At 70.5% G+C, this 24,003-nt stretch carries 13 protein-coding genes; 4 read left to right on the top strand and 9 right to left on the bottom strand.

Annotation, left to right across the window (positions count from 1 at the left end):
- Positions 1-122: 122 nt before the first annotated feature.
- Positions 123-2,528 (top strand): serine/threonine protein kinase, encoded by a 2,406-nt coding sequence (locus ACJ8AT_RS09930; RefSeq protein ID WP_407737419.1) that lies wholly within the window; start codon positions 123-125, stop codon positions 2,526-2,528.
- Between the two features lie 9 nt (positions 2,529-2,537).
- Here the strand turns inward: ACJ8AT_RS09930 and ACJ8AT_RS09925 are convergent, their stop codons facing one another.
- The 4 genes from ACJ8AT_RS09925 to ACJ8AT_RS09910 form a co-directional block, all read right to left on the bottom strand.
- Complete coding sequence (locus ACJ8AT_RS09925; protein WP_407737418.1) at positions 2,538-3,218, bottom strand: RDD family protein; 681 nt, start codon at positions 3,216-3,218, stop codon at positions 2,538-2,540.
- Between the two features lie 186 nt (positions 3,219-3,404).
- On the bottom strand, positions 3,405-4,925 hold the full coding sequence (locus tag ACJ8AT_RS09920; protein WP_407737417.1) for a virulence factor family protein: 1,521 nt from the start codon (positions 4,923-4,925) through the stop codon (positions 3,405-3,407).
- A complete protein-coding gene (gene mprF, locus ACJ8AT_RS09915; protein ID WP_407737416.1) occupies positions 4,922-7,582 on the bottom strand; it encodes a bifunctional lysylphosphatidylglycerol flippase/synthetase MprF in 2,661 nt (886 codons plus the stop codon). The genes ACJ8AT_RS09920 and mprF overlap by 4 nt, the downstream gene beginning before the upstream one ends.
- A 23-nt stretch (positions 7,583-7,605) precedes the next feature.
- Positions 7,606-8,064 carry a response regulator gene (locus ACJ8AT_RS09910; protein ID WP_407737415.1) on the bottom strand — a complete coding sequence of 153 codons (459 nt, stop codon included), beginning with the start codon at positions 8,062-8,064 and terminating at the stop codon, positions 7,606-7,608.
- Positions 8,065-8,326: 262 nt separating this feature from the next.
- Here ACJ8AT_RS09910 and ACJ8AT_RS09905 point away from each other — a divergent pair, with 262 nt between their 5' ends.
- Complete coding sequence (locus ACJ8AT_RS09905; protein ID WP_407737414.1) at positions 8,327-9,874, top strand: hypothetical protein; 1,548 nt, start codon at positions 8,327-8,329, stop codon at positions 9,872-9,874.
- A gap of 402 nt (positions 9,875-10,276) precedes the next feature.
- On the top strand, positions 10,277-13,909 hold the full coding sequence (locus tag ACJ8AT_RS09900) for a two-component regulator propeller domain-containing protein (protein WP_407737413.1): 3,633 nt from the start codon (positions 10,277-10,279) through the stop codon (positions 13,907-13,909).
- 23 nt (positions 13,910-13,932) lie between these two features.
- On the opposite strand, the gene ACJ8AT_RS09895 is transcribed toward ACJ8AT_RS09900, so the two are convergent.
- From ACJ8AT_RS09895 to ACJ8AT_RS09885, 3 genes are all read right to left on the bottom strand, one after another.
- Positions 13,933-14,532: a hypothetical protein gene (locus tag ACJ8AT_RS09895; protein WP_407737412.1), complete on the bottom strand. Its 600-nt coding sequence runs from the start codon at positions 14,530-14,532 to the stop codon at positions 13,933-13,935.
- A gap of 56 nt (positions 14,533-14,588) precedes the next feature.
- Entirely contained in the window at positions 14,589-16,421 is a 1,833-nt protein-coding gene (locus ACJ8AT_RS09890) for a sigma 54-interacting transcriptional regulator (RefSeq protein ID WP_407737411.1), read from the bottom strand.
- A gap of 90 nt (positions 16,422-16,511) precedes the next feature.
- On the bottom strand, positions 16,512-17,927 hold the full coding sequence (locus tag ACJ8AT_RS09885; RefSeq protein ID WP_407737410.1) for a methyl-accepting chemotaxis protein: 1,416 nt from the start codon (positions 17,925-17,927) through the stop codon (positions 16,512-16,514).
- A 409-nt stretch (positions 17,928-18,336) separates the two neighbouring features.
- On the opposite strand from ACJ8AT_RS09885, the gene ACJ8AT_RS09880 reads away from it, so the two are divergent.
- Complete coding sequence (locus ACJ8AT_RS09880) at positions 18,337-18,879, top strand: hypothetical protein (protein ID WP_407737409.1); 543 nt, start codon at positions 18,337-18,339, stop codon at positions 18,877-18,879.
- Positions 18,880-18,954: 75 nt separating this feature from the next.
- Here ACJ8AT_RS09880 and ACJ8AT_RS09875 read toward each other — a convergent pair whose 3' ends face one another.
- Positions 18,955-22,404: an Ig-like domain-containing protein gene (locus ACJ8AT_RS09875; RefSeq protein ID WP_407737408.1), complete on the bottom strand. Its 3,450-nt coding sequence runs from the start codon at positions 22,402-22,404 to the stop codon at positions 18,955-18,957.
- Between the two features lie 122 nt (positions 22,405-22,526).
- Entirely contained in the window at positions 22,527-23,942 is a 1,416-nt protein-coding gene (locus ACJ8AT_RS09870; protein WP_407737407.1) for an IgA Peptidase M64, read from the bottom strand.
- Between the last annotated feature and the right edge of the window lie 61 nt (positions 23,943-24,003).

Genomic DNA, 24,003 nt, shown 5'->3' with positions numbered 1-24,003 from the left:
CGCCTGCTCTCTGAAGCGCGCGTCAGACTTTTTCTTTTTCGGCGGGTTCAGTGTCCAATCGGAGGGGATTGCCCGGGCGGCTTGCGCCTACCTTCGCCTCCGTGGTGCGCTTCGGATGACTGATGACCACTGAACTCAACGAATCGCCGCGCAGCCTCGGGCGCTACGAGCTGGTCCACCTGCTGGGCCAGGGCGGCATGGGCGAGGTGTACCTCGCGAAGATCTCCGGCGCGGCGGGCTTCGAGAAGCCGTGCATCGTGAAGACGATCCTCCCGGCGCTGCTGAAGGACTCGCAGTTCCTGGATCGCTTCCACCACGAGGCCAAGGTGCTGGTGCACCTGGTGCACTCGTCCATTGCCCAGGTCTACGACATGGGCGAGGCCCACGGCACCTACTACATGGCGCTGGAGTACGTGGCCGGCGTGGACGTGGCGTACCTGGCCGAGCAGGCGCGCGTCCAAGCCAAGAGCATCCCCGTGCCGGTGGCGCTCTACCTGGGCCAGAAGGTGGCCGAGGGGCTCGGCTACGCGCACCGCAAGGCCGGGCCGGATGGCACGCCGTTGGGCATCGTCCACCGGGACGTGTCCCCGCATAACGTCATGGTGTCCTACGAGGGCGAGGTGAAGGTCATCGACTTCGGCCTCGCCAAGTCCGCGGCGCGCAGCAAGTACACCCTGCCGTCCACGGTGATGGGGAAGCTGGGGTACATGTCCCCCGAGCAGGCCCGCGCCGAGCCGCTGGATCACCGCAGCGACATCTACTCGTGCGGCGTCATGGTCTGGGAGCTGCTCACGGGCCAGCCGCTCATCGCCCATGGGACGGTGGGCGAGATGATGGCCGCCATGGCCAACCCCCGCGCGCCGGCGATCCACGAGCTGCGGCCCGAGGTGGATCCCGCCATCGACGCGGTGGTGCGCCGCGCGCTGGCGCCCAACCCCCAGGAGCGCTACGGCCGCTCGGACGAGTTCGCTCGCGCCCTCAATGAGCAGCTCTTGCGCTCCAGCAGCTCGCTGGGCGCCGAAGAGGTGGGCAACTTCGTCAAGGGGCTCTGCCCGGAGGCCTTCTCCCAGCAGCGCACGCTCATCTCCCGCATCTCCAGCGTGCGCCGCGCGCCGTCCACGCCGCCCGCCGCCGGGGTGATGCAGGTGGGCGTCTCCCCGCTGCCGGCGGGCGCGGATCCCCGGGTAGGGCTGGAGGCCACCTCGGTCCGGCAGCTCGGCCAGATGCAGGAGGAGAACCTCGGGGCCACGCTTCGCCCCATGGCCACCCCCTTGCCTGGGATGCTCGCATCCGCTCCCGGGCATGGGGGAGCGCTCGCGCGCCAGGGCACGCACTCCGGGCCCATCGTGGGCGCGCAGGGCAGCTCGCCGCTGGCGCCCGCGCAGTCCGGCGTCGTGGCACCCTCGTCCGGGTTCAGCCGGTCGAAGCTCGTGGGAGCTGGCGTCATCCTGCTCATGCTGATGATCGGCACGGCGGTCGCCACCGCGTTCCTCATGCGCCCGTCGCCCCCGCCTCCTTACGCGGGGGTTCCGGTGCCGCCGCCTCCTCCGCCGGATGGACGATTCCCGGGACCGCCGCCGGATGGACGCTTTCCAGAACCGCCCCCGGATGGACGGTTCCCAGGACCGCCTCCCGATGGACGGTTCCCTGGGCCGCCTCCGGATGGGAGATTTGCGGGTGGACCGCCTCCGGGGGGAATGCCTCCGGGCGGACCGCCTCCGGGGGGAATGCCTCCGCCGGAGGGGGCTCAGGCGATGGATACCCGGCCGGGTGCGCCTGACTCCGTCGTCCCCGCCTCGGGCACGGCGGACTCGGCCGAGGCCGTGCCTGCCGTGGCGAAGGTACCGGAGGCTCACGTGGAGCCCGCGGCTCCCAAGTCTCACCCTCCGGCGAGCAAGCCCGAGAAGTGGATCGTGGCGCAGAAGGTCGTGCCGGTGGTCTCCAATGGAGACATCACCATCGCGCTGGCCGGACGCAGGGCAGGGCTCCAGCCGGAGACGAAGGTGCTGGTGGTGGGCGAGCCGCAGTCGAACGGCAAGCGTAAGCTCTTCGGTCAGGCGACGGTGTTGGAGAAGCAGCCCGGGGTGCCGGGGCTGCAGCTGGCGCTGGACGCAGGGGCCAGGGCCGCCAAGGGCAAGCGCTTCGTGGTGGTGCCCGAGGACGGTAGCGTGCCCGAGCCGGTGGCCGAGGCTCCGGGGCCCGAAGCCGCGCCACCTCCCGCGCCGCCTCCGCCTCTGGCGCCTCGCCCACTGAAACTGTCCGCGAGCCGGTCGCTCCGAGCCAGTCTGGCGCTGAGGAACAAGGACTTCGTCCCCAACTTCGTCATCACCAGCGAGGAGCCCACTCCCCTGTCGAAGTGCAGGGCCACCGTGGGTGGCAACATGCGCAGCGAGCTCAAGGGCCTCCCGAAGGGCGAGACGCCCATCAACGGCTCCTCGTTCAGGCGGGACATGAACGCGCCCAGCCTGCCCAAGGGCCGGATGCTCATCGAATGCGCCGAGGGCAGCGCGGACGTGGGCGTCCACTAGCCAGGCGCGCTACGGCTTGAGGCGCTCGGTGACCTCTGGACACTCGTTCTGGAGCTCCAGCGCCTGTGGATCCTGGCTGCGCACCGCGCTGGCGAGCTGGGTGAGCGAGCGCCGGCACATCCACGTGCCCACGTGCTGCTTGTAGCCATGGCAGCACTTCCAGCCCGTGAGCTTGCCGCCGAGGAAGACGAAGGACTCGTGGCGCGTGGGGCTGGCGATGAACCACGCGGCCACCGCGAGCGCGGCCACCCACGGAAGCTGGGCCCCCAGCCCCAACATTCGGGCCTTGCGCTTGGAGGGAGGCCGCTCGCCATGCAGCCTCAACAGCCGGTCCAGGGGGCGCGCGGGGAGCAGCGGCGCCATCAGCACATCCGGGAGCGAGGCGAACGCGCGAGCCAGAGCGCTGGGCAGGCCCGGCGGGTGGCCCGTAGCGTTCACCAGCCGCACGTCGAACAGGCGCCGCCCCAGCGTCCACCCCTGCACTCCGCCCACCACCGAGATGAGCACCCAGGCGCAGAGCATGCACGCGAGCACACGGCCCAGGGGCTGCTCCCAGTTCAGCGCGCGCGCGGCGCCCCAGCCCAGCAGCGCGGCCGTCCCCAGGTCCACCAGGTCCGCGCCCCAGAGCCGGTAGCGGTACTGGGAGTGCACGGGTGTGAAATGTGATCCGAACAGCGCCCCTTCGCTCATCCGCCTGCGGCTCCTTTCACGGACAACATAGACCTTCCCAGGCGGAGATGCCGTGAAGTGACCCGGCTCAAAGGCAGATGGTCGCGCCGTGACACCTCCTCCGGGGCAGGTGGCCATGAGGCGACACCGCCCTTGTACGAGGGGGCCATGAGGCGCTCCTCGTGCGTCGCTGGGCCGGGGCCCGACTCAAGGCCCCAGCGAGTCGATGATGGCGCGGGCCACCCGGTTGTAGTCCCCGCCGAAGTGGTGTCCGCCCGGGAGCATCAGCGACTTGGCGCCCTTCATGTCCTTCAGCAGCGGACAGAGGCTCTCGTCGATCTCCGCGTCTCCGTAGATGCACAGCAGGGGCATTCCGCCCAGGGCCTGCGCCTCGGGGAGGATCTCGTAGTCTCCGCCCCCGCCGCCCAGCAGATCCGTGACGTGGACCTCGAACTCGGCGATGCGGCCTGGGGCCACCAGCGCCACCAGCTTCACCCGCTGGCGCAGCTCGGGGGGGAGCCGCGCCACGGTGGCCGGGAGCACATCCGCGCCGCGCGAGTAGCCCATGAGCACCGCGCTCTTCGTGTGCCAGGCCGCCAGGTAGTGCGTGACCGCCCGAGCCACGTCCCTCGCCGTGTCCTCGGGCGTGCGCCGCTTCCAGAAGTAGCGCAGCGAGTCCAAGCCCACCACGGACAGGCCCTGCGTGTTGAGCGCCGCGGCCAGCTGCCTGTCGATGCCGGCCCAGCCTCCATCGCCCGAGATGAGCAGCGCGAAGCTGTCCGGTGAGGGCGTCGGCGCGGGGACCTCGATGAGCGGCAGATCCGTGACGGACTCGAGCTGCGAGGGCGTGGAGGCGTCAGCGCTGGGAACGCCCGCGTCCGAGGCCGCTGCGGGGGCCGAGGCCACGGGGGCGGGAGTGGCCGGAGCGGAGGGTGTCGCCAGCTCGGTATAGCTCTGCTGGATGAGGGCCTGCCGTGCCTCGGGGCTCTGAGGGCCCGCGGGGAGCGGCACGAGCTGCGCGCCCTGCATGTTCTGGATGAAGGCCTGTTGCCGCTCCAGGTCCTCCTTGCTCTCCTTCAGGCCGGGGATCAGCCGCCAGGGAGCGTTGAGGGCCGGAACGGAACCGAACACCTCCGCCTTGCCGTTGGCCGAGCGCGAGTGGGGGAGCCCACCGGCCTTGCAGGTGGGGATGGGCTGAGCAACCTCGGGACGGAAGCCGATGCTCATCGCCCCCAGGAACGTGTTCTCGGGCGCCTGGGCCAGCGAGGCGTAGGCGATCGCGGAGCCTGGGCCCGAGCCCACCAGGATGGGGTGGAGGTACTCGGGGAAATCCAACGTCTTCTCGGTGTACTGGGCGAGCGCTTCCAGGTCTCCGGCGGGGTAGGCGCACTTGCCCGCGTGGCGGAAGGCCTCCAGGTAGTGGGCCGTGTCCACGATGAGCACGAGCGCGCCCGCGTTCGCCAGCGTCTTCGCCGTCGTGTCGGCCGCCGGGCCCGTGAAGAGCACAATCGCCACGCTCCGCGGGGCCCCTTGAGGGTGCGTGAGGGCCACGGTGCCGAAGCGATCGAAGGTGATCGACTTCATCGGGCCTTTCTCGCTCGGAGCCGGTGGCTTCGCGGCAGGCTGGGCCGCGGCGGGGGGCGCCGAGCCGGCCTGCTGCGGCTCGGCCTGGGCCAGCGTGCTGAACGCCCCGCTGAGGACGGCCAGCGTGAACAGGGTGGATCTCATCGTGTCACCACTCCGGTGATGCCGCGCGAGACGAGCGCGGCGACATTGGCGAGCACCCGCGGCAGCGCGAAGCCCCCGGGCGCGGCGAGGTAGCGAGGAGTCCACACCGGGTGGAACTTCTCCTTGTACTGGCGCAGCCCCTGGAAGTTGTAGAAGTGCTCGCCGTGGCGGAACAGGAAGGTGCCCAGGCGGTGCCACAGCGGGGCCAGGCTGCGAGACATCATCCCGCTGAAGGGCGCCATGCCCAGGTTGAAGCGCGCATAGCCCTGCTCCCTGCCCCACAGCATCAGCGAGGTGAACAGGTAGTCCATCACTCCGCTGGGCGCCTCGGGCAGGTGGCGCATCAGATCCACGGACAGCTCCTCGCGGGACAGCGGCGCCCACAGGTTGGCGAAGCCGAGCACTCTTCCTTCCTGGCGCACCAGGGCCAGGGGCCCCTCGCGCAGGTAGCGCGGAGAGAAGAAGCCCAGCGAGAAGCCCTTCTCCCGGGTGTGCTTCTCGCGCATCCACGCGGCGGAGATGGCCTCCAGCTCGGGCAGCAGCGCGAGCACGCCCTCCTTGGGCACCACCTCGAAGGTGAGCTTCTTCTTCTCCATCTGGCGGTAGTTGTGGCGCAGGGTCCGGTAGTCGGGCGTGTCCAGGCGGAAGCCTCCCAGCGGCACCGAGGCCTCTTCGCCCAGCTTCAGCAGCGCCAGCCCCAGGTCCAGGTAGCGCGGCAGCGCCGCGGGCCCCACCTGGTAGAAGCACGTCCACCCGTGGTGGCGATCGGCCAGCTCGCGGAAGCGCCACGCCAGCTCGGTGGCCTCGTCCGCGGGCCCCACCGGATCTCCCATGGACACCCAGCTGCGCCCGGCCACGCCGTACATGATGAAGGCGGTGCGCGAGTCATTGAAGAGCAGCGACTTGTCCCCCACCAGCGCCAGGTGCGCGGAGGACTCGGGCGCGTGCGTCACCAGCGGCCGCGCCAGGGCCAGCTCCACGCCGGTGGGCGCCAGGGTGCGCGGGATGGCGGGCCGCAGCAGCAGGGCCACGCCGAAGAGGAGCGCCACGCTCAGCGTGCCCACCATGGCGCGCAGGAAGCGCGGGGCGTCACCTTGCCAGGTGAACTGCCACCACAGCTCGTTGCTGTAGTCCACGTGCCGGTACGAGAAGAAGCCCAGCCACACGGAGGCGCCCACCACGGCCACCACGGCCACCAACCACATGAGGCTCAGGCGCTCGGCCAGCAGCGAGGTGTGGCGGTAGAAGCGGGAGCGGAAGGGCGCCAGCGCCAGCGCGATGACGAAGAGCAGCATGGCCTCCTCGTAGTCCACGCCCTTCACCAGGGAGAACACGCCACCGGCCACCAGCAGCCCCAGCGTCAGCATGAAGGCCCCGTCCAACCGGCGCTTGAGCCCCAGCGCCAGCAGCAGCAGCGCGATGCCGGTGAGGCTGCCGAGCAGGTGGGACAGCTCCAGCAGCGACAAGGGGACGATGTGCGCCAGCAGCCTCAGCCGCTCGGGCTCCGCCGGCGTGGCCCCCGAGAAGAGGAGCACCGTGCCCGCCACGAAGCACGCGGACGCGGCCACCAGCGGCACCGCCGGCCCCAATGTGGCGCGCACTCCGCTGATCAGCCGCGAGAAGTCCTCGTGCCGGTGCGTCACCTCGTGCTGGATCAGCAGCGCCGAGGCCAGCGCCAGCGGCAGCAGGTAATAGAGGATGCGGTAGGCGACGAGCATCCCCAGCACCGTCGGCACGGGCACGCGCGGCGAGAGCGCGGCGAGCATGACGAACTCGAAGACGCCCAGCCCGCCGGGCACCTGGCTGACCACGCCCAGCGCCTGCGCGGCGACGAAGAGGGCCACCAGCTGCGGCAGCGACAGCCCCGCCTCGGCGGGCAGCAGCAGGAAGAGGACGAGCGCCGCCATCGTCCAGTCCACGCTGGAGATCAGCACCTGCCGCACCGCGAGCCGGGGCGGAGGCAGCAGCGCCAGGAGCCCTCGCGCCGGCAGGTGGTGGTGCGCGCGAGCGCTGAGCGCCACGTAGCCAGCGGCGAGCAGCAGCAGCCCCCCGCCCACGGCTCGCGCGGCCAGCGGCGGCAGGCGCAGCAGGGCGAGGCCCTCGGGCGCCCACGCCACGCACAGCCCGCCGGCGAACAGCAGCCCCGTCCAGAAGGTCAGCGCGACGAAGGCGGCGATGCGCGCCACCTCGCTCGCGGTGAGGCCCTCGTTCGTATAGAGGCGGTAGCGCACCGAGCCGCTGCCCAGCACCGACAGGCCGATGCTGTGCCCCAGGGCGCACGCGGTGAAGGAGGTGCGGCTCACCCGCGAGTACGGCAGCTTCCGCCCCACGTAGCGCAGCGCCAGCACGTCATACAGGGTGAGCGCCAGGTAGCTCGCGGCGGTGGCGAGCACGGCCAGCCCCACGCGCGAGGGGGGCAGCGAGGCCAGCACGCGGGCCACATCCGCCCAGCGCAGCCGAGCGAGCTCCGTCCAGAGCGCTCGGCTCGCCGCCAGGAGCAGGGCCAGGGGGAGCAGGGCCAGCAGGGTCTGCGCCAGCTTGCCTACGGGGCCATGGCGGGCTTTCTCCCACCAGCGTGACAGGGAGGACTTCCGAGCAGGGGGGTGTTCAGGGGCCTGGGGCACGGGCATGGGAGAGAGCGTGTTTGCCTCGCGCATGGGAGCACCTCCTGCCTGCGGACTCAATGAGGCTTGAGCAGCGCACGTACTGCTGCTCGCAGATCCTCCAGCTCAAAGGGCTTGTCGAGCACGCGAGCCCTCAGCCGGGCCGCCTCCGCGTGCAAGGCCTCATCCCCAAAGGCGGTGATGAGGATGACCGGCGTGGGCCAATCCTCACGCCGGAGCCGGGCCAGCACCTCGAGCCCCGTGTAGCCCGGCATTCGCATATCCGTAATGATGAGGTCGGGCGCGCGAGCACGCTCTTCGACGAGCCCGGAGATGATCGCTCGGATGACCGCCGGCCCGTCTTCCGCCTCGATGACCTCATAGCCATCCCGTACCAGCGCCGAGCGGATGAGGCTGCGCATCTCGGGCTGATCCTCGGCCAGGAGCACGCGCAGGGGTTCCTGGGGCTCTTGCGCGTCCTTCCCCTCTGGATGCTCTTTCAACAAGTGCTCTGCCATCCACTGCAGCCGTGACATCCATGCCTCCCAGGAAGGTGAAAGCCTCCCGTCCCCGACGTGGGGGGTTTACGCCGGCAGAAGGAGCATGGGACATGCCAGGGGAGCAGCCTTGGACAGGAGGCGCCCCGCGGGCCCGGGAGTGAGGCAGATTGCCCCATTGAGGAAGTCTGCCCCGAGACGCCGCCCTGGGAACGTTCAGCGGGAAGCGGTTACGGTACGCCCCATGTCCTCGCCCCGGAAGCGGAGCCTCCTCCCTGGACTGTTCGGCGGAGCGCTCCCCTTGGTGCTTCAACCGATCTCCGCCGTGGTGCTGCTCGAGTGGCTTGGCGGCTTGGATGGGCTCTCACGCACCCTGGGCATGGCCGGGCGGCCGATTCACCTCATGGGCGTGCTCTCCCTGGCGAGCACGGTGCTTCTGGCCTTCGTGCTGTTCTTCCGGGCCTCGGGGCGCAACGTGCCCCTGGTGGTGCCGGTGGTGCTCGCGACGGTGCCGTGGCTCGTGGGGGTGACTGGAGCGCTGCGAGGCGCGCGGAGCGTGCTCGAGGCCCTCGCCAGCGTCTCCCAGGACGACCGGCTCCTGCTGCTCATGCAGGGCACAGGCGAGCTGATCTGCGCGCGGCTGCTCGGCGCATGGGCCAGCGCGTCGTTGCTCCTGGCCACCGCGGGCGCGCTGCTCCTCGCGAGCCTGGGGCGCTCGGGTGAGGAGCCCACGAGCGCGAGCGGGGGAGACCGGAGGTTCGAGGTGAGCGCGGTGCTGCTGCTGGCGCTCGTGTGCGCGCTGGCCGCCGTCGAGTCGAAGGGCCTGTCCAATGTGCTCATCGCGGCCAGCAGCGCTCTCCCGGCCGATCGTGTCACCCTGCTCCGGGTGGGGGCCTTCGCGCTGCGGCGGCCGTTGATGCTGCGCGCCGGAGCGCTGGTGGTGCTCGTGTTCCTCGCGCTCCCGTGGCGAGAGCGCGGGCAGAGAGGGTGGCTCCGGGACCCCACGAGGCTGCTCTTGCGGGGGCTCCTCGTGCTCGTCGTGGCGGGGGCCCTCTGGGCGGATGGACGGCCCCTGGCCCGGATGAGCGAGGCCGTGGAGCAGGCCTCCCAGGCTCCGGCGGTGCTCTCCCAGCTGCGGCTCCTGCCATGGGGAGGAGAGGAGAGCGTCTCCCATGTGGCCGTGGTGGCCACGGCGGAAGGGCTCTCGCAGCCCGGGGGCGCCGAGGTGCCGTGGAGCTCGAATGACAAGGCCCTCTCCGACTTCCTCCGCGGCGCCACGGGGAGCATGGCTCGGCAGGAGCCCAACCCGAGTGACGCCGCGCCTTCGCTCGTGCTGGCCGTGGATGCGCGCGTCCCCGTGTCTGGGCTGCGGCGGCTGATCGACGTGGCGACGCAGCTGGAGCTGCCCGTGCTCTCCCTCGTGGGCACCAGCCTCCCCGCGCCGGAGGCTGCCCCGGAAGCACCCAAGCGCATGTTGGGCGCTCACCCCTTCTTGTGGCAGCTCGCCACCCTCGTGAAGTCCACGCCTCAGGCTGCCCGAGTGCTCCTGCTGCCGCTGCTCCACTCCAGCGCCTTCACTCCCTCGGCCGTCTGGGTGGGAGAGCTCGGCGCCGAGCATCGGATCCGCCTCTCCCAGGTGCCAGTGGACACGAAGGTGACGCGGACGTTCGAGCTGGCGGGACCTGATCCGGCGGCCGAGGAGCGCGTTCCCAAGGACACCTTGCTCTACCTCACGGTGACGGATCAGGCCTCGCTGGAGGACGTGGCGAACGCGGTGCGCAAGGGCCAGGCCCAGGGCTTCCAGGTGCTGCTGTCCGCACGGCCTCCTCCCACCTCGCCTCCGCCCTGAGCGCCGAGCAGAGGCTACTGGGGCAAGGCCGCACGGCCCCGTCCTGGGTTGTACAGCGGTGTCGACTTTCCGCAGTGGTCGCCTCTGTCTTCACACCCCATCTTCAGACCAGCACGGAGCGGGACAGACTCGCACGCGTGGACTGAGTGGTACGGGGATCGAAGCGGCAAGCCGCCGGTGGGTTGCCTGTCTCGGCCCGAGCGCTCTCACGCGATAGGGGACAGCACACCCCAAGCGAGGGAGGCACGCGGGTCCGGATGGACCTGGGGACCGCTTCGTTGCGCGACACGGCGGCAGCGGCGAGAAGGGCGGGCAAGGGAGCAGGTGGGGTCTCGCCGCTGCCGCCGGACGGGTGAATGACGCTTGGTGGCAAGGGCCGGTTTGCTGGACACTGGGGACTCCATGTCCTTGTGGGCCCAGTGCGGTGTCGGGCGCCGCGCCTTCTTCGCTCCGGTGGTGCTCCTGCTCCTGCTCACGGGGACGCCGGGCTTTGGGCTGGATCCGCACCGCGCGTTCTCGCAGTACACCCACCAGGCGTGGCAGACCCAGGATGGGCTGCCGCAGAACACCGTCCTCTCGCTCCGGCAGACCCGGGATGGCTACCTGTGGCTGGGCACCTTCGACGGGCTGGTCCGCTTCGATGGCGCCAACTTCACCCTCTACAACCGGAACAACACGCCGGAGCTGGCCGACCACACCATCCGCGCGCTGCTGGAGGATGGGGCCGGCGGGCTGTGGATGGGGACGAAGAAGGGCGTCGTCCACTACCAGCAGGGCCGCTTCGAGCGCCTGCCGGACGAGGGAGAGCTCCAGCAGGTGAACGTGCAGGCCCTGGCGCTGGAGGGCTCTACCCTGTGGGTTGGCACCGCCGTGGGGCTGGAGCAGGTCCCCCTCTCCGGAAAAGGGCCGCGGCGGCGCTACACGAACAAGGACGGGCTGCCGAGCTCGCAGATCGAAGCGCTCGCCGAGGACAGCACGGGCACGCTGTGGATCGGCACGCGCGAGGGCCTCGCGCGGTTGTCCTCGAGCCGGCTGGAGCGGGTGTCCCTGCCCGCGGGCGCGGACACGCGGGTGCGCAGCCTGCTGGCGGCGAGGGATGGAACGCTCTGGATTGGCACGTACTCCGGGCTGTTGTCCCTCCGCGAGGGGACGTTCACCTGGTTCGGCCCGCAGCAGGGCCTGCCGCGCTACGAGGTGTCGGCGCTGTGGGAGGATCGTGACGGCGTGCTGTGGGTGGGCCACGAGACGGGCCTGTCCCGCCACACCGCCGAGGGCTTCGCCTTCTTCGGCCCGAAGGAGGGGCTGTCGGGCAGCCGCGTCTACTCTCTCCTCGAGGACCGTGACGGCAACCTCTGGGTGGGCACGGCGGACGGTGGCCTCAACCGCCTGAGCGCTCCCCCGTTCATTGCCTACGGAGTGCCCGAGGGGCTGGCGCATGATCTCGTCCGCACCGTGCTGGAGACGCGCGACGGCACGCTCTGGCTGGGCACGCTGGGGGGCGGGCTGCACCGGCTGAAGGACGGGCACATCGGCCGGGTGGGCGCGGCCGAGGGGCTCGATGACGACAACGTCCGCTCGCTCGCCGAGGCCTCGGACGGCACGCTCTGGGTGGGCACGCACCGCGGCGCCTTCCGGTATGACGGCAAGCGCTTCTCGCCCCTGCTGCGCGAGGACGGGCTGCCGCTCGGGCTGGTCTGGGCCATCCTCCCGGACTCGCGGGGAGACGTGTGGTTCGGCACCTCCGCGGGGCTCGTCCGCCTGCACGAGCGCCACTTCACCGTGTACACGCCCGAGCAGGGGCCCGTGCCCGAGGCCGTCATCTCCATGCTGGAGGACTCCACGGGCACCATCTGGTTCGGCACGCACTCGGGGCTGGTGCGCTACGCCAACGGCAACTTCCTGCGCATGACGGCTCCGGCGCTCCTCAACGAGGCCATCATGGCCCTGTACGCGGAGCCGTCCGGCACGCTCTGGGTGGGCACCCTCTCCGGCCTGGTGCGCCTGAAGGACGGGAAGGGCACGCGGATCACCGCGGCCCAGGGGCTCGCGGATGACAACGTCTTCGATTTGCTGCCGGACTCGGAAGGCTCCTTCTGGCTGAGCAGCAACAAGGGCCTCTCGCGGGTGCGCCAGCGCGACCTGGAGGAAGTGGCCGACGGCCGGCGCGAGCGGGTGCGCGCCAGCACCTATGACGAGCGGGACGGGCTGCGCAGCATCGAGGCCAGCGGAGGCTCGCAGCCCTCCGCGTGGCGGGCGCATGACGGGCGCCTGTGGTTCACCACCTCTCGCGGCGCGGTGGTGGTGGATCCGAAGGATCCGCGGCTGGAGCGCCGCTCGCCCGAGGTGCGCATCCAGGACGTGCGGGTGCAAGGCCAGGTGGTGCCGCTGACGCCGAGGCTGGAGCTGGCGCCGGGCAAGCAGGACCTGGACATCCGCTTCACCGTGCTCGCGCCCGAGGCCCCCCAGCGGGTGCCGGTGCGCTACCGGCTGGAGGGCGCGGACGAGGGCTGGGTGGATGCCGAGGGCCGGCGCGCGGTCTCCTATACCCGCCTGCCGCCCGGCCCGTACCGCTTCCACGTCGTGGCGGCCGACCGGGATGGGGTGTGGCGCGAGCCCGGCGCCGTGCTGGACGTGACGCTGCAGCCCTGGTTCCACCAGACGGTGTGGTTCTACGTGCTGTGTGTGCTGGGAGTGGGGGGGATGGCGGCCATCAGCTACGGCTGGCGCGTGGGCCGGCTCAAGCAGCGCGAGCGCTGGCTCCAGGCGCGGGTGGAGAACCGGACCAAGGAGCTGGCCCGGGCCAACCAGGAGCTGGACACCCACCTGCGCACCCTGCGCGCCACCCAGGCCCAGCTGGTGCAAGCGGGGAAGATGGCGGCGGTGGGCACCCTGGCGGCGGGGGTGGGCCATGAGATCAACAACCCGCTCTCCTACATCGTTTCCAACCTGGAGCACGCGTGCGAGGAGTCGGGCGTGCTGATCAACCGCCTGGAGCAGGGGCCGGAGGATGTGCGCGAGCGGCTGCGGGAGATGGAGCAGGTGCTGCGCGAGGCGCTGATGGGAGCGGAGCGGGTGCGGCGCATCGTCCGCGACCTGAAGACGTTCTCCCGCCAGGACGAGGACACCCGCGAGCCGGTGGACCTGCGGGCGGTGATGGACTCAGCGGCCAAGCTGGCGGTGGGAGAGCTGCGCCCTCGGGCCCAACTTGTCCGGGACTACACAGAAGTCCCTCGGGTGGAGGGCAACGAGGCGCGGCTGGCGCAAGTGTTCCTCAACCTGATCATCAACGCGGCACAGGCGCTGCCCGAGGGCAAGCCAGATCAGAACGAGGTCCGGCTCGTCACCCGGCGTGTGGGAGAGGGCTTCGTGGCGGGGGAGGTCCACGACACGGGTAGTGGGATCCCCCCAGAGGTGGTGGGTCGAATCTTCGACCCATTTTTTACAACAAAGCCGGTAGGTGTAGGCACGGGGCTGGGGCTGGCGCTATGCCATACCTTCATCACTTCGATGGGAGGCCGGATCGAGGTAGAGAGTCAGGTCGGTCGGGGGACGATGTTTCGGGTGACGTTGCCGGTGGCTCGCGGCGAGTCGGTTCAGGCCCCGCAAGCGGTGGAGTCCAAGAAGGGAGTATCGATGCGAGGTCGGGTGCTGGTGGTGGATGATGATCCGTTGGTGAGCTCCGCGCTGAGGCGGACGCTGTCGCGCGAGCATGATGTGGAGGTGGTGGTCAGCTCGCGGCGGGCGCTGGAGATGCTGATCTCGGCGGAAGGGCTCTACGACGTCGTCCTCTGCGACCTGATGATGCCGGAGATGACGGGCATGGAGCTGCACGCGCAGCTCGAGGCCGCGGCCCCGGAGCGGGCTCAGCGGATGGTGTTCGTCACCGGCGGGGCGTACACGCCGGCGGCGCAGTCCTTCCTGGAGCGGGTGACCAACCCGCGCCTGGAGAAGCCCTTCGAGCCGGAGAAGCTGCGCGAGCGCGTGCGCGAGTGGGTGGCCATGGCGCGCGGCGAGTCCCCCGACACGCCCACGTAGCGCTCAGAGGCCCTGGCCTCAGGTCACGCGCGAGCTGCCGGGGGCTTGTTCAGCAGCAAGTCCCTGGCGCGGACGAGCTCCTCGCGCTGCTCGAGCGCGATCTTCTTCAGGTCCGGCGCCAGCCCCTCCAGGCGCGCGGGGTCTCGCTGCTGGAGCTGGGCCTGGAGCGCGGCCTCGATGACGGCGGGCGGCGCGTCGGGGGCCACTCCCAGCAGGGAGGCGGCCCTCTGCCGAGCCCCCTCGCGGAGCACGGAGGGATCTCCCACCGCCGCCAGGAGCCGGGCGTCCTCATCGCCCGAGCCGCGGAGGACGGGGCTGGAGGAGGAGCCTCCCCGGACGAAGAAGGAGGCCACACCCGCCACGCCGGCCACACCGAGCGCGAGGGTGAAGAACAGCCGCCGCTGCCGCTCCTCCTGGAGGAGCTGCTGGCTGCCCGCGAGCTGCTCCTTCGGGCCGGCGTGCTTGCCGGAGGACTTGGGCGAGCCCAGCTCCTGGGACAGCTCGCGCTCCAGCATGTCGAGCTGCTCGCCGGAGTAGGCCGAGAAGGAGTTCCTCGCCAGCGTCCCGAGATAGCCCGCCGTTCCCGCCGCACCCACCGCGAGCATGATGAGCAGCCACCGCATCGACCTGGCCTCCTGTCTGACGGGAGAGGCTACCGCGAAGCCTCAGCGGCGGAAGCTCATTCGGGGAGGTGGATGCCGTACTCGTGGATCTTCTGGTCCAGGGCCGGGCCGGAGATCCCCAGCGCCTCGGCGGCGGCGGACTTCACGCCCTTGGCCCGCTTCATCGCCAGGACGATGTGCTCCCGCTCCACGGCCCGCACCACCTCGGCGAGCGTGATGCCGGTGGCGGGCGCGCCGTTCCCGGGAGCCGCCGGCTTGGGCTCGGGCGCCACCACCTCGGGAGGCAGATCCAACAGGCCGATGAGTTCTCCCGGCCCCTTGAGCACCAGCGCGCGCTCGATGGCGTTGGCGAGCAGTCGCGCATTGCCCGGCCACGGACAGGCCCGCAGCGCGGCGCGAGCCTCCTCGGTGAAGCCCGCGGCGCGGCGGCCGAGCTGGGGCCCCATCTTCGCCAGCAGGCGCTCGGCCAGCGGGAGGATGTCCTCGGGCCTGTCTCGCAGGGGCGCCACGGGGATGCGGATTACATTGAGCCGCCAGTAGAGATCCTCGCGGAAGTGGCCCGCGCGCACCGCCTCGATGAGGTTGCGGTCCGTGGCGGCCACCACGCGCACGTCCACCGGCACGCCCGCGCGCCCGCCCACGCGGTGCACCAGCCGATCCTGCAGCACGCGCAGCAGCTTCACCTGGAGCGCCGCGGGCAGATCACCCACCTCGTCGAGGAAGAGCGTGCCGCCGTCCGCCTGCTCGAAGACACCGGCGCGGGCGTTCACCGCCCCCGGGAAGGCGCCCTTCTCGTGGCCGAACAGCTCGCTCTCGGCCAGCTCCGCGGGGATGGCGCCGCAGTTGACGGCGATGAAGGGGCCTCGCGAGCGGGTGCCCAGGGTGTGGATGGCGCGAGCCACCTCCTCCTTGCCGGAGCCGTTCTCGCCGGTGATGAGCACGGTGGATTGCACCTGGGCGGCGGCTTGGACCTGGCGCATCACCTCGCGCATGGCGGCGCTCTCGGCCACCGGCGCCGAGTAGGTGAGGGTGCTCGGCACGTGCGGCTCGGGCGGAGGGCAGAGCGAGGGCCCCGCCGCTCCGGCCAGCGCTCCGGCCAGCGCCAGCTCCTCGTCGGTGAAGGCGCTGTCGCGCAGGATGCAGAGCGCGCCAGCGGGGCCGCCGCCCGTGTAGAGCGGCGCATAGAGGACGTGGGCCTCGCCCTGGCGCACGCGCGTCAGCAGGTTGTCCGTCTCGGGGCGCGCCTGGGCCTCGGGCATGGCCAGGGCGCGGCCGAGCTTCAAGGCCGCGTTCACCATCTCCCGGCTCAGGGTGAGGTGGGCGCCCACGGGCCGGGCCAGCAGCGGGTGCAGCATGCCATTGGGCGCCAGCCGCAGCACGGTGAGGGCGGCCGGGTGCAGAGCTGAATCGAGCGCCTCGAGGACAATCCCCGCGGCGGCCTCGGGCGAGGAGGCGGTGGCGGCGCGCAGGGCCAGCTCCCCGGCGCGAGCGAGCGCCGCGGGCGTGGGCGGAGTACCGCTGCGAGCCGCCTCGGGCCGGGTGCGCGTGAGGACCAGGGTGGACTCGCCATCGCGTGCGCGCAGGGCCTCGAAGGAGGGCTCATACACCAGGACGCTCTCGCCCACGGAGATGTGGTCTCCGGGGCGCAGCCGCGTGGTCTCCTTGAGGAGCTGACCGTTGAGCCACGTCCCATTGCGTGAGCCCAGATCCCTCACCACGTGGCCGGCGGGGCCAATGGGCTCTATGGCACAGTGCTCCCGGCTGACCTTGTCGTCGAGGAGCTGAAGCCCGCCCTCGGCCGTCCGGCCCACGGTGAGGGGGGAATCCAGCTCTCGCGCTATGCCCCGGCAGGGGCCGAACATCGCCACCAGTCTCGCCACGTCCAGCATTCTAACGGGTGTCGGGGCGTCGTGGGGGGTTGCTGGGCCTGGGCGCGAGTCTCCCGCCGGGAAGGTCGGCTAGCGGACCGCGGGGGCGCGTCAGGCCACGGCCGCGTGAGGCGCCTGGAGCGTGCTCTCGGAGGCGGAGGGCGGCACCCGAGGCTCCTGCTCCTGGGACTCCGGCTCCTTCTTCGGCAGCTGCGCGCGCAGCTCGTCGGCGAGCTGGACCAGCCGATCGGTCGTGGTGGCCACATCCTGGCCCAGCTCCTCATGCGCGTTGACCAGCTGCTGGAGCTGCCCGGTCCCCGCCGAGATGGCCTCCGTCACCCCCGCCTGCTCCTTGGCGTCCGCCACCGTGAAGTGCATCAGCTCTTCGATCTGCGTGACGATCTGCCGGATGGACTCCAGCGTCCTGCGGGCATCCGTGAAGCTGGTGGCGAACTGGCGGGTGCTGTCGCGGATGATGACCATGCCCTGCACCGCCGAGTCGAGCTGCGAGCGGATGCCATGGGCCACCTCCTGCACCTTCACCGAGCTGCCCTTGGAGGCCTCGGCCAGCCGGCGCACCTCGCGCGCCACCACCGCGAAGCTCCGCCCGGCCTCGCCCGCACGCGCCGCCTCCATCGCGGCGTTGAGCGCCAGCACATCCGTCTGGTTGGCGAACTCCTGGATGGTGTCCGTGAACTCGACGATGTGCAGCGTGTGCATCTCCAGCTCGTGGAGGCTGGCCTCGGTGTGGCCCATGGCCAGGCCAATCTCCTTGATGCCGGTCTCCACGCGGTCCATCTCGGTGTCGATGCGCTGGGTGTGCCCGGTGGCCTGCGAGACGATGATCCCGGCCCCCGAGGCGCGCACCGAGGCCGCCTGCGCCATGCTGGCCACCGCCGAGTTCACGTGCGCCATGCGGGAGGTCTCCATGCGCGCGCGGCTCGACTCGTTGGACAGCTCCAGCATCGACTTGCGCAGCTTGTCCACCAGCTGGGTGATCGTCTCGGCGGCGTGGCCCACCCGGGCATGAGAGCTCTCCAACGTCCGCACCATCGAGCCCGTCCGCTGCTTGAGGAAGAAGTGCTGGCGCATCGAGCGCAGCACCCGCTCCAGCGACCACGCGACGCACGCGGCCACGGCGATCAGCCCCACGATGCCCAGCAGCCGCGACACCAGCGGCGCGCCGGTGTCCATGGCCAGCTCCAGCACCGCGTAGCTCATCACCACGAAGGCATAGAAGAGGCCTCGGGCCAGATCGTGCAGCGGCAGCACCAGGGGCAGGAAGAAGAGGCTCCAGACCAGCAGGGCGGTATGCGGCAGCGAGTGTTGAGTCCCCGCCAGGTAGAAGGTGGCCTGGCTGAGCACCAGCCAGAAGCCCATGGCCAGCACGCCGGGGATGGGGCTGGTCTTCCACTCGGGGAATGTGCGCAGCACCCAGAGCAGCCCCGCCGGGAGCAGTAGGCCCAGCAGCCGCATTCCGGCCACCAGCGCCAGGGAGTGGGGAGGGGAGACCGCCCCAAGCTCCATACTCAACAGGTCGGAAACTAGCAGGAACCCACTACCCGCCAGGGCAATCAGGCCCGCACGCTGGGTGCGCCGGGGCCACTGCTCCGAGAGAAAGGAGGCGTAGCTGGCCCAGGCTTGGGATGAGGGAGGAGTGGGATCCATCATCATTGCCCATAGTATCCGCTAGGTTGGATCTTTCGGGAAGGGACCGGGGGGGTAGGCCTCAGGTCCAGAGTCCAGGACAGAGCGAGCAGGCAGCAGAGCGCCAGGGACGCTGTGACTTGGCGCTCGGTGGGAGAGGGCGGCCAGCCGTCCGCCGGTCGGTTTTCTACTCTGGGTGAGGCCGCATCTTTTGGAGGCGAATGAGCACGCCTGAAGAGGCAGGTCCGGGGGCAGCCCCAGGGGCATAGGAAAGGGGGAGACGGAAGTGATGAACCGCCGGCATCGATGGACGGCCATTCTGGCTGTCGCGGGGGGGCTGTGTGGACTGGGGGTGGCCTGCGAGGTCTCGGAGAAGCCACCGAGTGGCCACGCGCGGGAGGCGCGCTCCGAGCTGCTGCGCGACCTGGTTGCCTCGCGCGAGAAGATGCCGGAGCCGCCGGCGCTCCAGGCCCAACACAAGGACTTGCGGGCCGAGGGGGATCCGAGCGCGGCGCCGGATCAGGACTCCCCCGAGAGTGCGCAGCCCGCCGCGAGCACCCTGGGCTTGGTGGAGTGGGTGGGGAATGACGAGCTGCTCGTCCGAGACACCGGAGGCGTGGAGCGGGACGTGCGCATCCAGCCCGACACCCGCTTCCTGCAAGGGGATCGGCAGGTGAGCCGGCGGATGGTGGAGCAGGGCGTGCAGGTGCGAGTGGCCTACACGGTGGCGCAGGGCGAGTGGGTGGCGCGCGAGGTGGAGCTGGTGCGCAAGCCGGAGCCTCCCCCCGAGGAAGGGGCCGGCGGAGCCCTGTCCGAGTCCGCGCCAAAGTAGCCGCTCGTCAGCGCGGCAAGCGGCGCGGGAACCGAGGTCCCCGCGCCGCCAGGTCATTCACGACAAGGAGCGCTTCTACGGGCAGGTGTTCGGCAGGCCCTCGGAAGGCGCGGCGACCTTGTACACCCGGCCATCACGCCGAGCCGTTCCGCAGCGCTGGATCGACTCAGTGGTTCCCTTGGTGTTGACGTTCTCGTCCACCTGGACCCGGCGAGGATCCGGCGCCGGGAACAGCAGGGTGTCCAGGAGCCCCGGATCATCCGGATCCGACGTGTCGTAGACGAGGGCATCGATGAGCCCGGTGTTGGTGACGAGCGTCCCGATGGGGAACGAGGCCGAGCTTCCCTGGTAGATGGCGGCGGCATCCTCGCCGTTCTGCAGCATGTTGCCTGGGATGATGGGACCGTTCGGGTTGACTCCCGTGTTGCCGGCCACGATGAGGCCGTTGGCATCCGCGGTCGCGTTGAGGTCGAGCGCCAGGTACGACTTGTCATCGGTTCCGTTGAAGAAGACCAGGACGAAGCCGGACAGCTTCAGGTTCGGCACGCCCGTGGAGATCTCCACGAACTCCGCGGCATCGGTCCCGACCTGATCCGAGTCCAGCTCGTTGATGACGAGGTTGATGACGGTCGTGTTTCCGGTGGAGACCGGACCGGACGGAGTGGTCACCACGATGGGCTGGGAGCCCAGCGGCGTCGCATCGGAGAGGTTGGTGACGGTGAGCTGGGTATCCGAGTCTACCGTGAACGTCTGGCTCGTACCGCCGATGGTGACGTTGGTCGCCCCCGTGAAGCCCGCCCCCGAGACGGTGGTGGAGCCGCCCCGAACCACCAGCGGCGCGAAGCCCGTGAAGGTGAGGGTGTTCGGAGTCCCGATCCCAACCCCGAGGGTGTCCTTGACCGAGGTGGCCACCGTGAGCGTGTACGAGGTCCCCGTCGTCTGGGGGCTGGTGGTGAGCAGCACCTCCCTGCCGGTGACGACAGCCGACGAAGTGGTCAGGCCCCCCGTGAAGGTGAACTGCGCGGCGGCGTTCGTGATGCTGGCGGGGTCAATGTTCCGGTCGAAGGCCAGCTTCAGCGTCGTGGCGGTGGGGGTGCTGCCGTTGATCAGCTTGGGCGCCGGGCAGCTCAGGGCCGAGAAGTCCTCGAGGCCGTAGGCCGACGGCTGTGCGCTGGTCACGGGCGGGGTCGCGGTGTTGGTGTTCTTCCACATCGGGCCCACGTCGAGCGTGAACGTGCAGGTGTCCACGAAGTCATACTGGGTGGCAAACGTCGTGGGCACGCGCAGCCGTGGGAGCGTCCCCGTGGTGATGCCAGCGGTCTTGAAGTTGAGGGTGGAGTGCCCCTGGCCGCTGCCGAAAACAGTTCCGGACATGGTGCCCGTCAGGTGGAGGATCTTGCCGAAGTAGCCCTCGACCCCCGTCACCAGGTCCGTCGCGCTGGAGACATCCACGGCGAGGCCCGGCGGCGTCGCGGTGTTCAGGTTCTGCACGGGGTAGCCCCGGGCGACGATGGTCAGCCCGGAGATGCTCCGCGCCGCGCGCACCTTCCCACTGGCGTACTCGAACTTCTCGCCGACGGTGAGGGTGATGCGGTCACCTACCTGCAGCTGGGACGGGTCCGTATCCACGAACATCGCGGGACCGTTGTACTGCGCCTGGAGGAAGAAGCCCGTGGCATCCCCGGACGCGGGATCCCCGAGCACGGGCTTGATGTACGTGACGAACGCGTTCTCGATGGTGATCGGCGTGGTGAAGGGGCCCACGGGCGCGTCGATGAACGCCTGGATCTGAGCGCTGGTGCCGGCCGGATCCGCGCCCGGCGGGGCCACGCAGCTCTTGCTGGCGTCGCACACCTGGCTCAGCGAGCAGTCCGCGTTGGTGCGGCACTGGATGCACGCCGTCTGGTTGTCGCAGAAGGGCTTCGACGCATCCACCGAGGCGCAGTTGGCATTCGTGACACAGACCCGGCACTCGCCGCCGCCACTATTGGCCGCCGTGTCGCAGAAGTCCGTGTTGCCCGCGGCGGACTTGCAGGCCGCATCGCTCGTGCAGCCGCAGAAGTTGGTGGCCGTGTTGCAGGTCGGCCGGAGCGCGCCGCAGTGCGTGTCGTCGGTGCACTCGACGCAGACGGCCACGGGAGGCGGCGGCTTGCAGATGGGCGTCGACGCGTTGGTGCACGAGCTGTTGTCCGCGCAGCCTTCACAGGCCGTCCCCGTCGCGTTGCACGTCTGCGCGCCAGGGCAGCCCTCGTTGCTGCTCGTCAGACAGACCTTGCAGGTGCCCAGGCCACTGTTGGCCGTCGCATCGCAGAGGGAGGCCGGTCCGGAGCAGCCCAGATCCGTGTTGCCCGACGCGGCAGAGTCCATGCAGACCTTGCACACGCCCGCGCCGCTGGCGGCCGCGGTGTCGCACAGAGGCGTAGTCCCGGAGCAGCCCACGTCCGTGCCATTGCCCGTGGCCGAGTCCATGCAGGCCTTGCACGTGCCCGCGCCGTTGCTGGCGGTGCCGTCACACAGGGGAGTGGTGGCCGAGCAGCCCAGGTCGGTGCCACTGCCGGTGGCCGAGTCGAGGCATGCCTTGCACAGGCCGGCGCCATTGCTGGCCGTGGCATCGCAGAAGGGCACGGTGGCCGAGCAGCCCACGTCCGTGCCACTGCCGGTGGCCGAGTCCACGCAGGCCTTGCACGCGCCAACGCCGTTGGCCGCCGAGAGGTTGCAGATGGGAGCGGTGGCGGAGCAGCCCAGGTCGGTGCCGTTGCCGGTGGCGGTGTCCGAGCAGGCCCTGCACGCGCCGGCGCCACTGGCCGCCGAGGTGTTGCAGATGGGGGCGGCATCGGAGCAGCCCAGGTCGGTGCCGTTGCCGGTGGCGGTGTCCGTGCAGGTCCTGCACGCGCCGGCACCGTTGGCCGCCAAGGGGTTGCAGATAGGAGCGGCATCGGAGCAGCCCACATCAGTGCCATTGCCCTGCGCCGAGTCGACGCAGGCCTTGCACACGCCGGCGCCATTGCCACCCGAGGTGTCACAGACTGGAGCGGTGGCGGAGCAGCCCACATCGGTGCCATTGCCCTGCGCCGAGTCGACGCAGGCCTTGCACACGCCAGCGCCATTGCTGGCCGCGGTGTCGCAGACCGGAGCGGTGGCGGAGCAACCCTGGTCGGTGCCGTTGCCGCTCGCCGTGTCCGTGCAGGCCTTGCAGACGCCCTTGCCGTTGTTGGCGGCGGTGTCGCAGACCGGAGCGGTGGCGGAGCAACCCTGGGTCGCCGAGCAGGTGCGGCACACGCCGGTGCCGGAGCTGGTGTCGCAGAACTCGCTGCCAGCGCACTCGGGCGAGCACGTCGGCTCCGGGGAAGGCGTGTCCTTCAGCTCGCACGCGTGCTTGTCGTTACAGACGTACTCCTTGCCCGCGGGCGGAGGACCCTTCTTGTTTCGACAGTCGTATTGATCGACGCACTCGTCGCCACATCCCGCGAGCGCCAGAATGCACACGAAGGCGCAAAGCGCCTGGAGCCAGCTGCGCATCAACATGAAACACCCCTCCAAGGGTTGAATCGGGTGTTGACTCCCTTACACCCGGCTCGGAAGGGGCGTCCACGGGCACCGCTGCGCACCCTGGACTTGTCACATCGATAAACCAGCAAGGCCCGTTTTCAGGGCGTGGGCGCGGCGGGCCTCGCGGGTTTTCCCGCGTACAGATCGATGACCTCGGACAGGGTGTGCTGGCACACCGAGCAGAAGGGCGAGCGGTCTCGCGTGAACATGATGCAGTCCACCTGGGGGCGGTAGTAGCCGCGGGCCTCGTACATGGCGCCCTCGAAGGCGCCCACCTGGCTTGCGAACTTCTGCGAGCCGAGGAACTTCTCCTCCCAGTCTCGCTGCGCGGTGAAGAGCGCATCCATCTCGGCCTCGGGGCGGCGCTCGGCGCGGATCTGCTTGCGCTTCTGTTGCACCTCCCGCGCGTGGGTCTCGTAGGCCTCCTTGTCCCATGGCGTGGGCAGGGGCGTGCTGGGCGAGACGAGCGCCTTCCACTTGAGGTTCGTGGGGTCCTTGAGCGCGGTGACGTTGCGCTCCCAGGGCTCGGGGCGATCCTCGGCGGGCAGGTAGGCCGAGTCCGAGGTGTAGTACTCGTCGGCGAGCCCGGCGAAGTGGTGACCGAACTCGTGGACGAAGATGTAGGGGGACCAGAGGCTGTCGGCGGCCACGGTGCTGTAGAGGTTGAAGATGCCGCCGCCGCCGTAGGTGTTGCCGTTGACGAGGATCTCCACGAATTCGTAGGGCGCGAAGGAGGCGATGTCTCGGAAGGAGCGGTTGTCGAAGGTGAGCACGTAGCGCTCGCTGCCGAAGGCATCATAGGTGGCGCCCACGGGCGAGCGGCGGTGCTGGCCGGTGGAGGGCCGGGAGATGCCGGACTCGGCGGCGGCGGGCATCAGGCCCCAGACGTTGAAGTCGGCCTTGCGCTCCTTGAAGGGCGAGACGGTGAAGAGGATGTCCACCAGGCGGCGCGCATCCTTCTCGAACTTGGGGCGCTCCTGGGCGGTGTAGCCATCGCCGAGGATGAGCAGGTCGACCTTCTCCTCGGGTGGTCCGTTCTTGAGCAGCGGCAGCAGCGGACCGGGCGAGGGAGGCTTGGACGGATCGACGAACATGTCCTGCGGATCGACGACGAGGGACCAGAGCTCCCGGAACGCGTTCTGGGCGTCCCGCTTCTTGAGGAGGACCTGGACGGGCTTCTCGGGAGCGGGGAAGCGGAGGGACTCGTGGAAGGTGCGGTGGGCCTCCTTGGCCTCGGCGGTGCTCTCCCACTCGCCGTAGATGGAGGCGAAGCCGCGCGAGTAGAGGAGGCGGTTGGTGGCGCGGTCTCGGACCTCGAAGAGGTACTTGCCGAGGTTGGTCTCGTCGATGGGGCGGGACGGATTGCCGGGCCAGGGCAGGGGCTCGAGGACGAGCCGGTCGAGGCTGAAGCGCTCCTCGGTGGCGTTACCGGTGTGGAAGTAGTCGACGCGGAAGGTGCGGGGGGCAGCGGCGGAGGCGCTGGTGGCCAGCAGCAGGGCGAGCAGGAAACGCATGGGCGCGCACTCTACGCCGACCGCGAGCGCGAGCGTCCAGGACTCCCCCTCTCTTCAGGAG

This window comes from Hyalangium sp., assembly GCF_045802625.1.
Taxonomy (GTDB): domain Bacteria; phylum Myxococcota; class Myxococcia; order Myxococcales; family Myxococcaceae; genus Hyalangium.
Note: the sequence above shows the minus strand (reverse complement) of the source record. Positions and strands in the feature narration are given on the sequence as shown.

What these genes read in the sequence shown, in the direction of transcription:
- ACJ8AT_RS09880 (WP_407737409.1), top strand. Translation starts at nt 18,337, where the DNA reads ATGAACCGCCGGCATCGATGGACGGCCATTCTGGCTGTCGCGGGGGGG.
- ACJ8AT_RS09885 (WP_407737410.1), bottom strand. Translation starts at nt 17,927, where the DNA reads ATGGAGCTTGGGGCGGTCTCCCCTCCCCACTCCCTGGCGCTGGTGGCC.
- ACJ8AT_RS09890 (WP_407737411.1), bottom strand. Translation starts at nt 16,421, where the DNA reads ATGCTGGACGTGGCGAGACTGGTGGCGATGTTCGGCCCCTGCCGGGGC.
- ACJ8AT_RS09875 (WP_407737408.1), bottom strand. Translation starts at nt 22,404, where the DNA reads ATGTTGATGCGCAGCTGGCTCCAGGCGCTTTGCGCCTTCGTGTGCATT.
- mprF (WP_407737416.1), bottom strand. Translation starts at nt 7,582, where the DNA reads ATGCGCGAGGCAAACACGCTCTCTCCCATGCCCGTGCCCCAGGCCCCT.
- ACJ8AT_RS09900 (WP_407737413.1), top strand. Translation starts at nt 10,277, where the DNA reads ATGTCCTTGTGGGCCCAGTGCGGTGTCGGGCGCCGCGCCTTCTTCGCT.
- ACJ8AT_RS09895 (WP_407737412.1), bottom strand. Translation starts at nt 14,532, where the DNA reads ATGCGGTGGCTGCTCATCATGCTCGCGGTGGGTGCGGCGGGAACGGCG.
- ACJ8AT_RS09910 (WP_407737415.1), bottom strand. Translation starts at nt 8,064, where the DNA reads ATGTCACGGCTGCAGTGGATGGCAGAGCACTTGTTGAAAGAGCATCCA.
- ACJ8AT_RS09870 (WP_407737407.1), bottom strand. Translation starts at nt 23,942, where the DNA reads ATGCGTTTCCTGCTCGCCCTGCTGCTGGCCACCAGCGCCTCCGCCGCT.
- ACJ8AT_RS09925 (WP_407737418.1), bottom strand. Translation starts at nt 3,218, where the DNA reads ATGAGCGAAGGGGCGCTGTTCGGATCACATTTCACACCCGTGCACTCC.
- ACJ8AT_RS09920 (WP_407737417.1), bottom strand. Translation starts at nt 4,925, where the DNA reads ATGAGATCCACCCTGTTCACGCTGGCCGTCCTCAGCGGGGCGTTCAGC.
- ACJ8AT_RS09930 (WP_407737419.1), top strand. Translation starts at nt 123, where the DNA reads ATGACCACTGAACTCAACGAATCGCCGCGCAGCCTCGGGCGCTACGAG.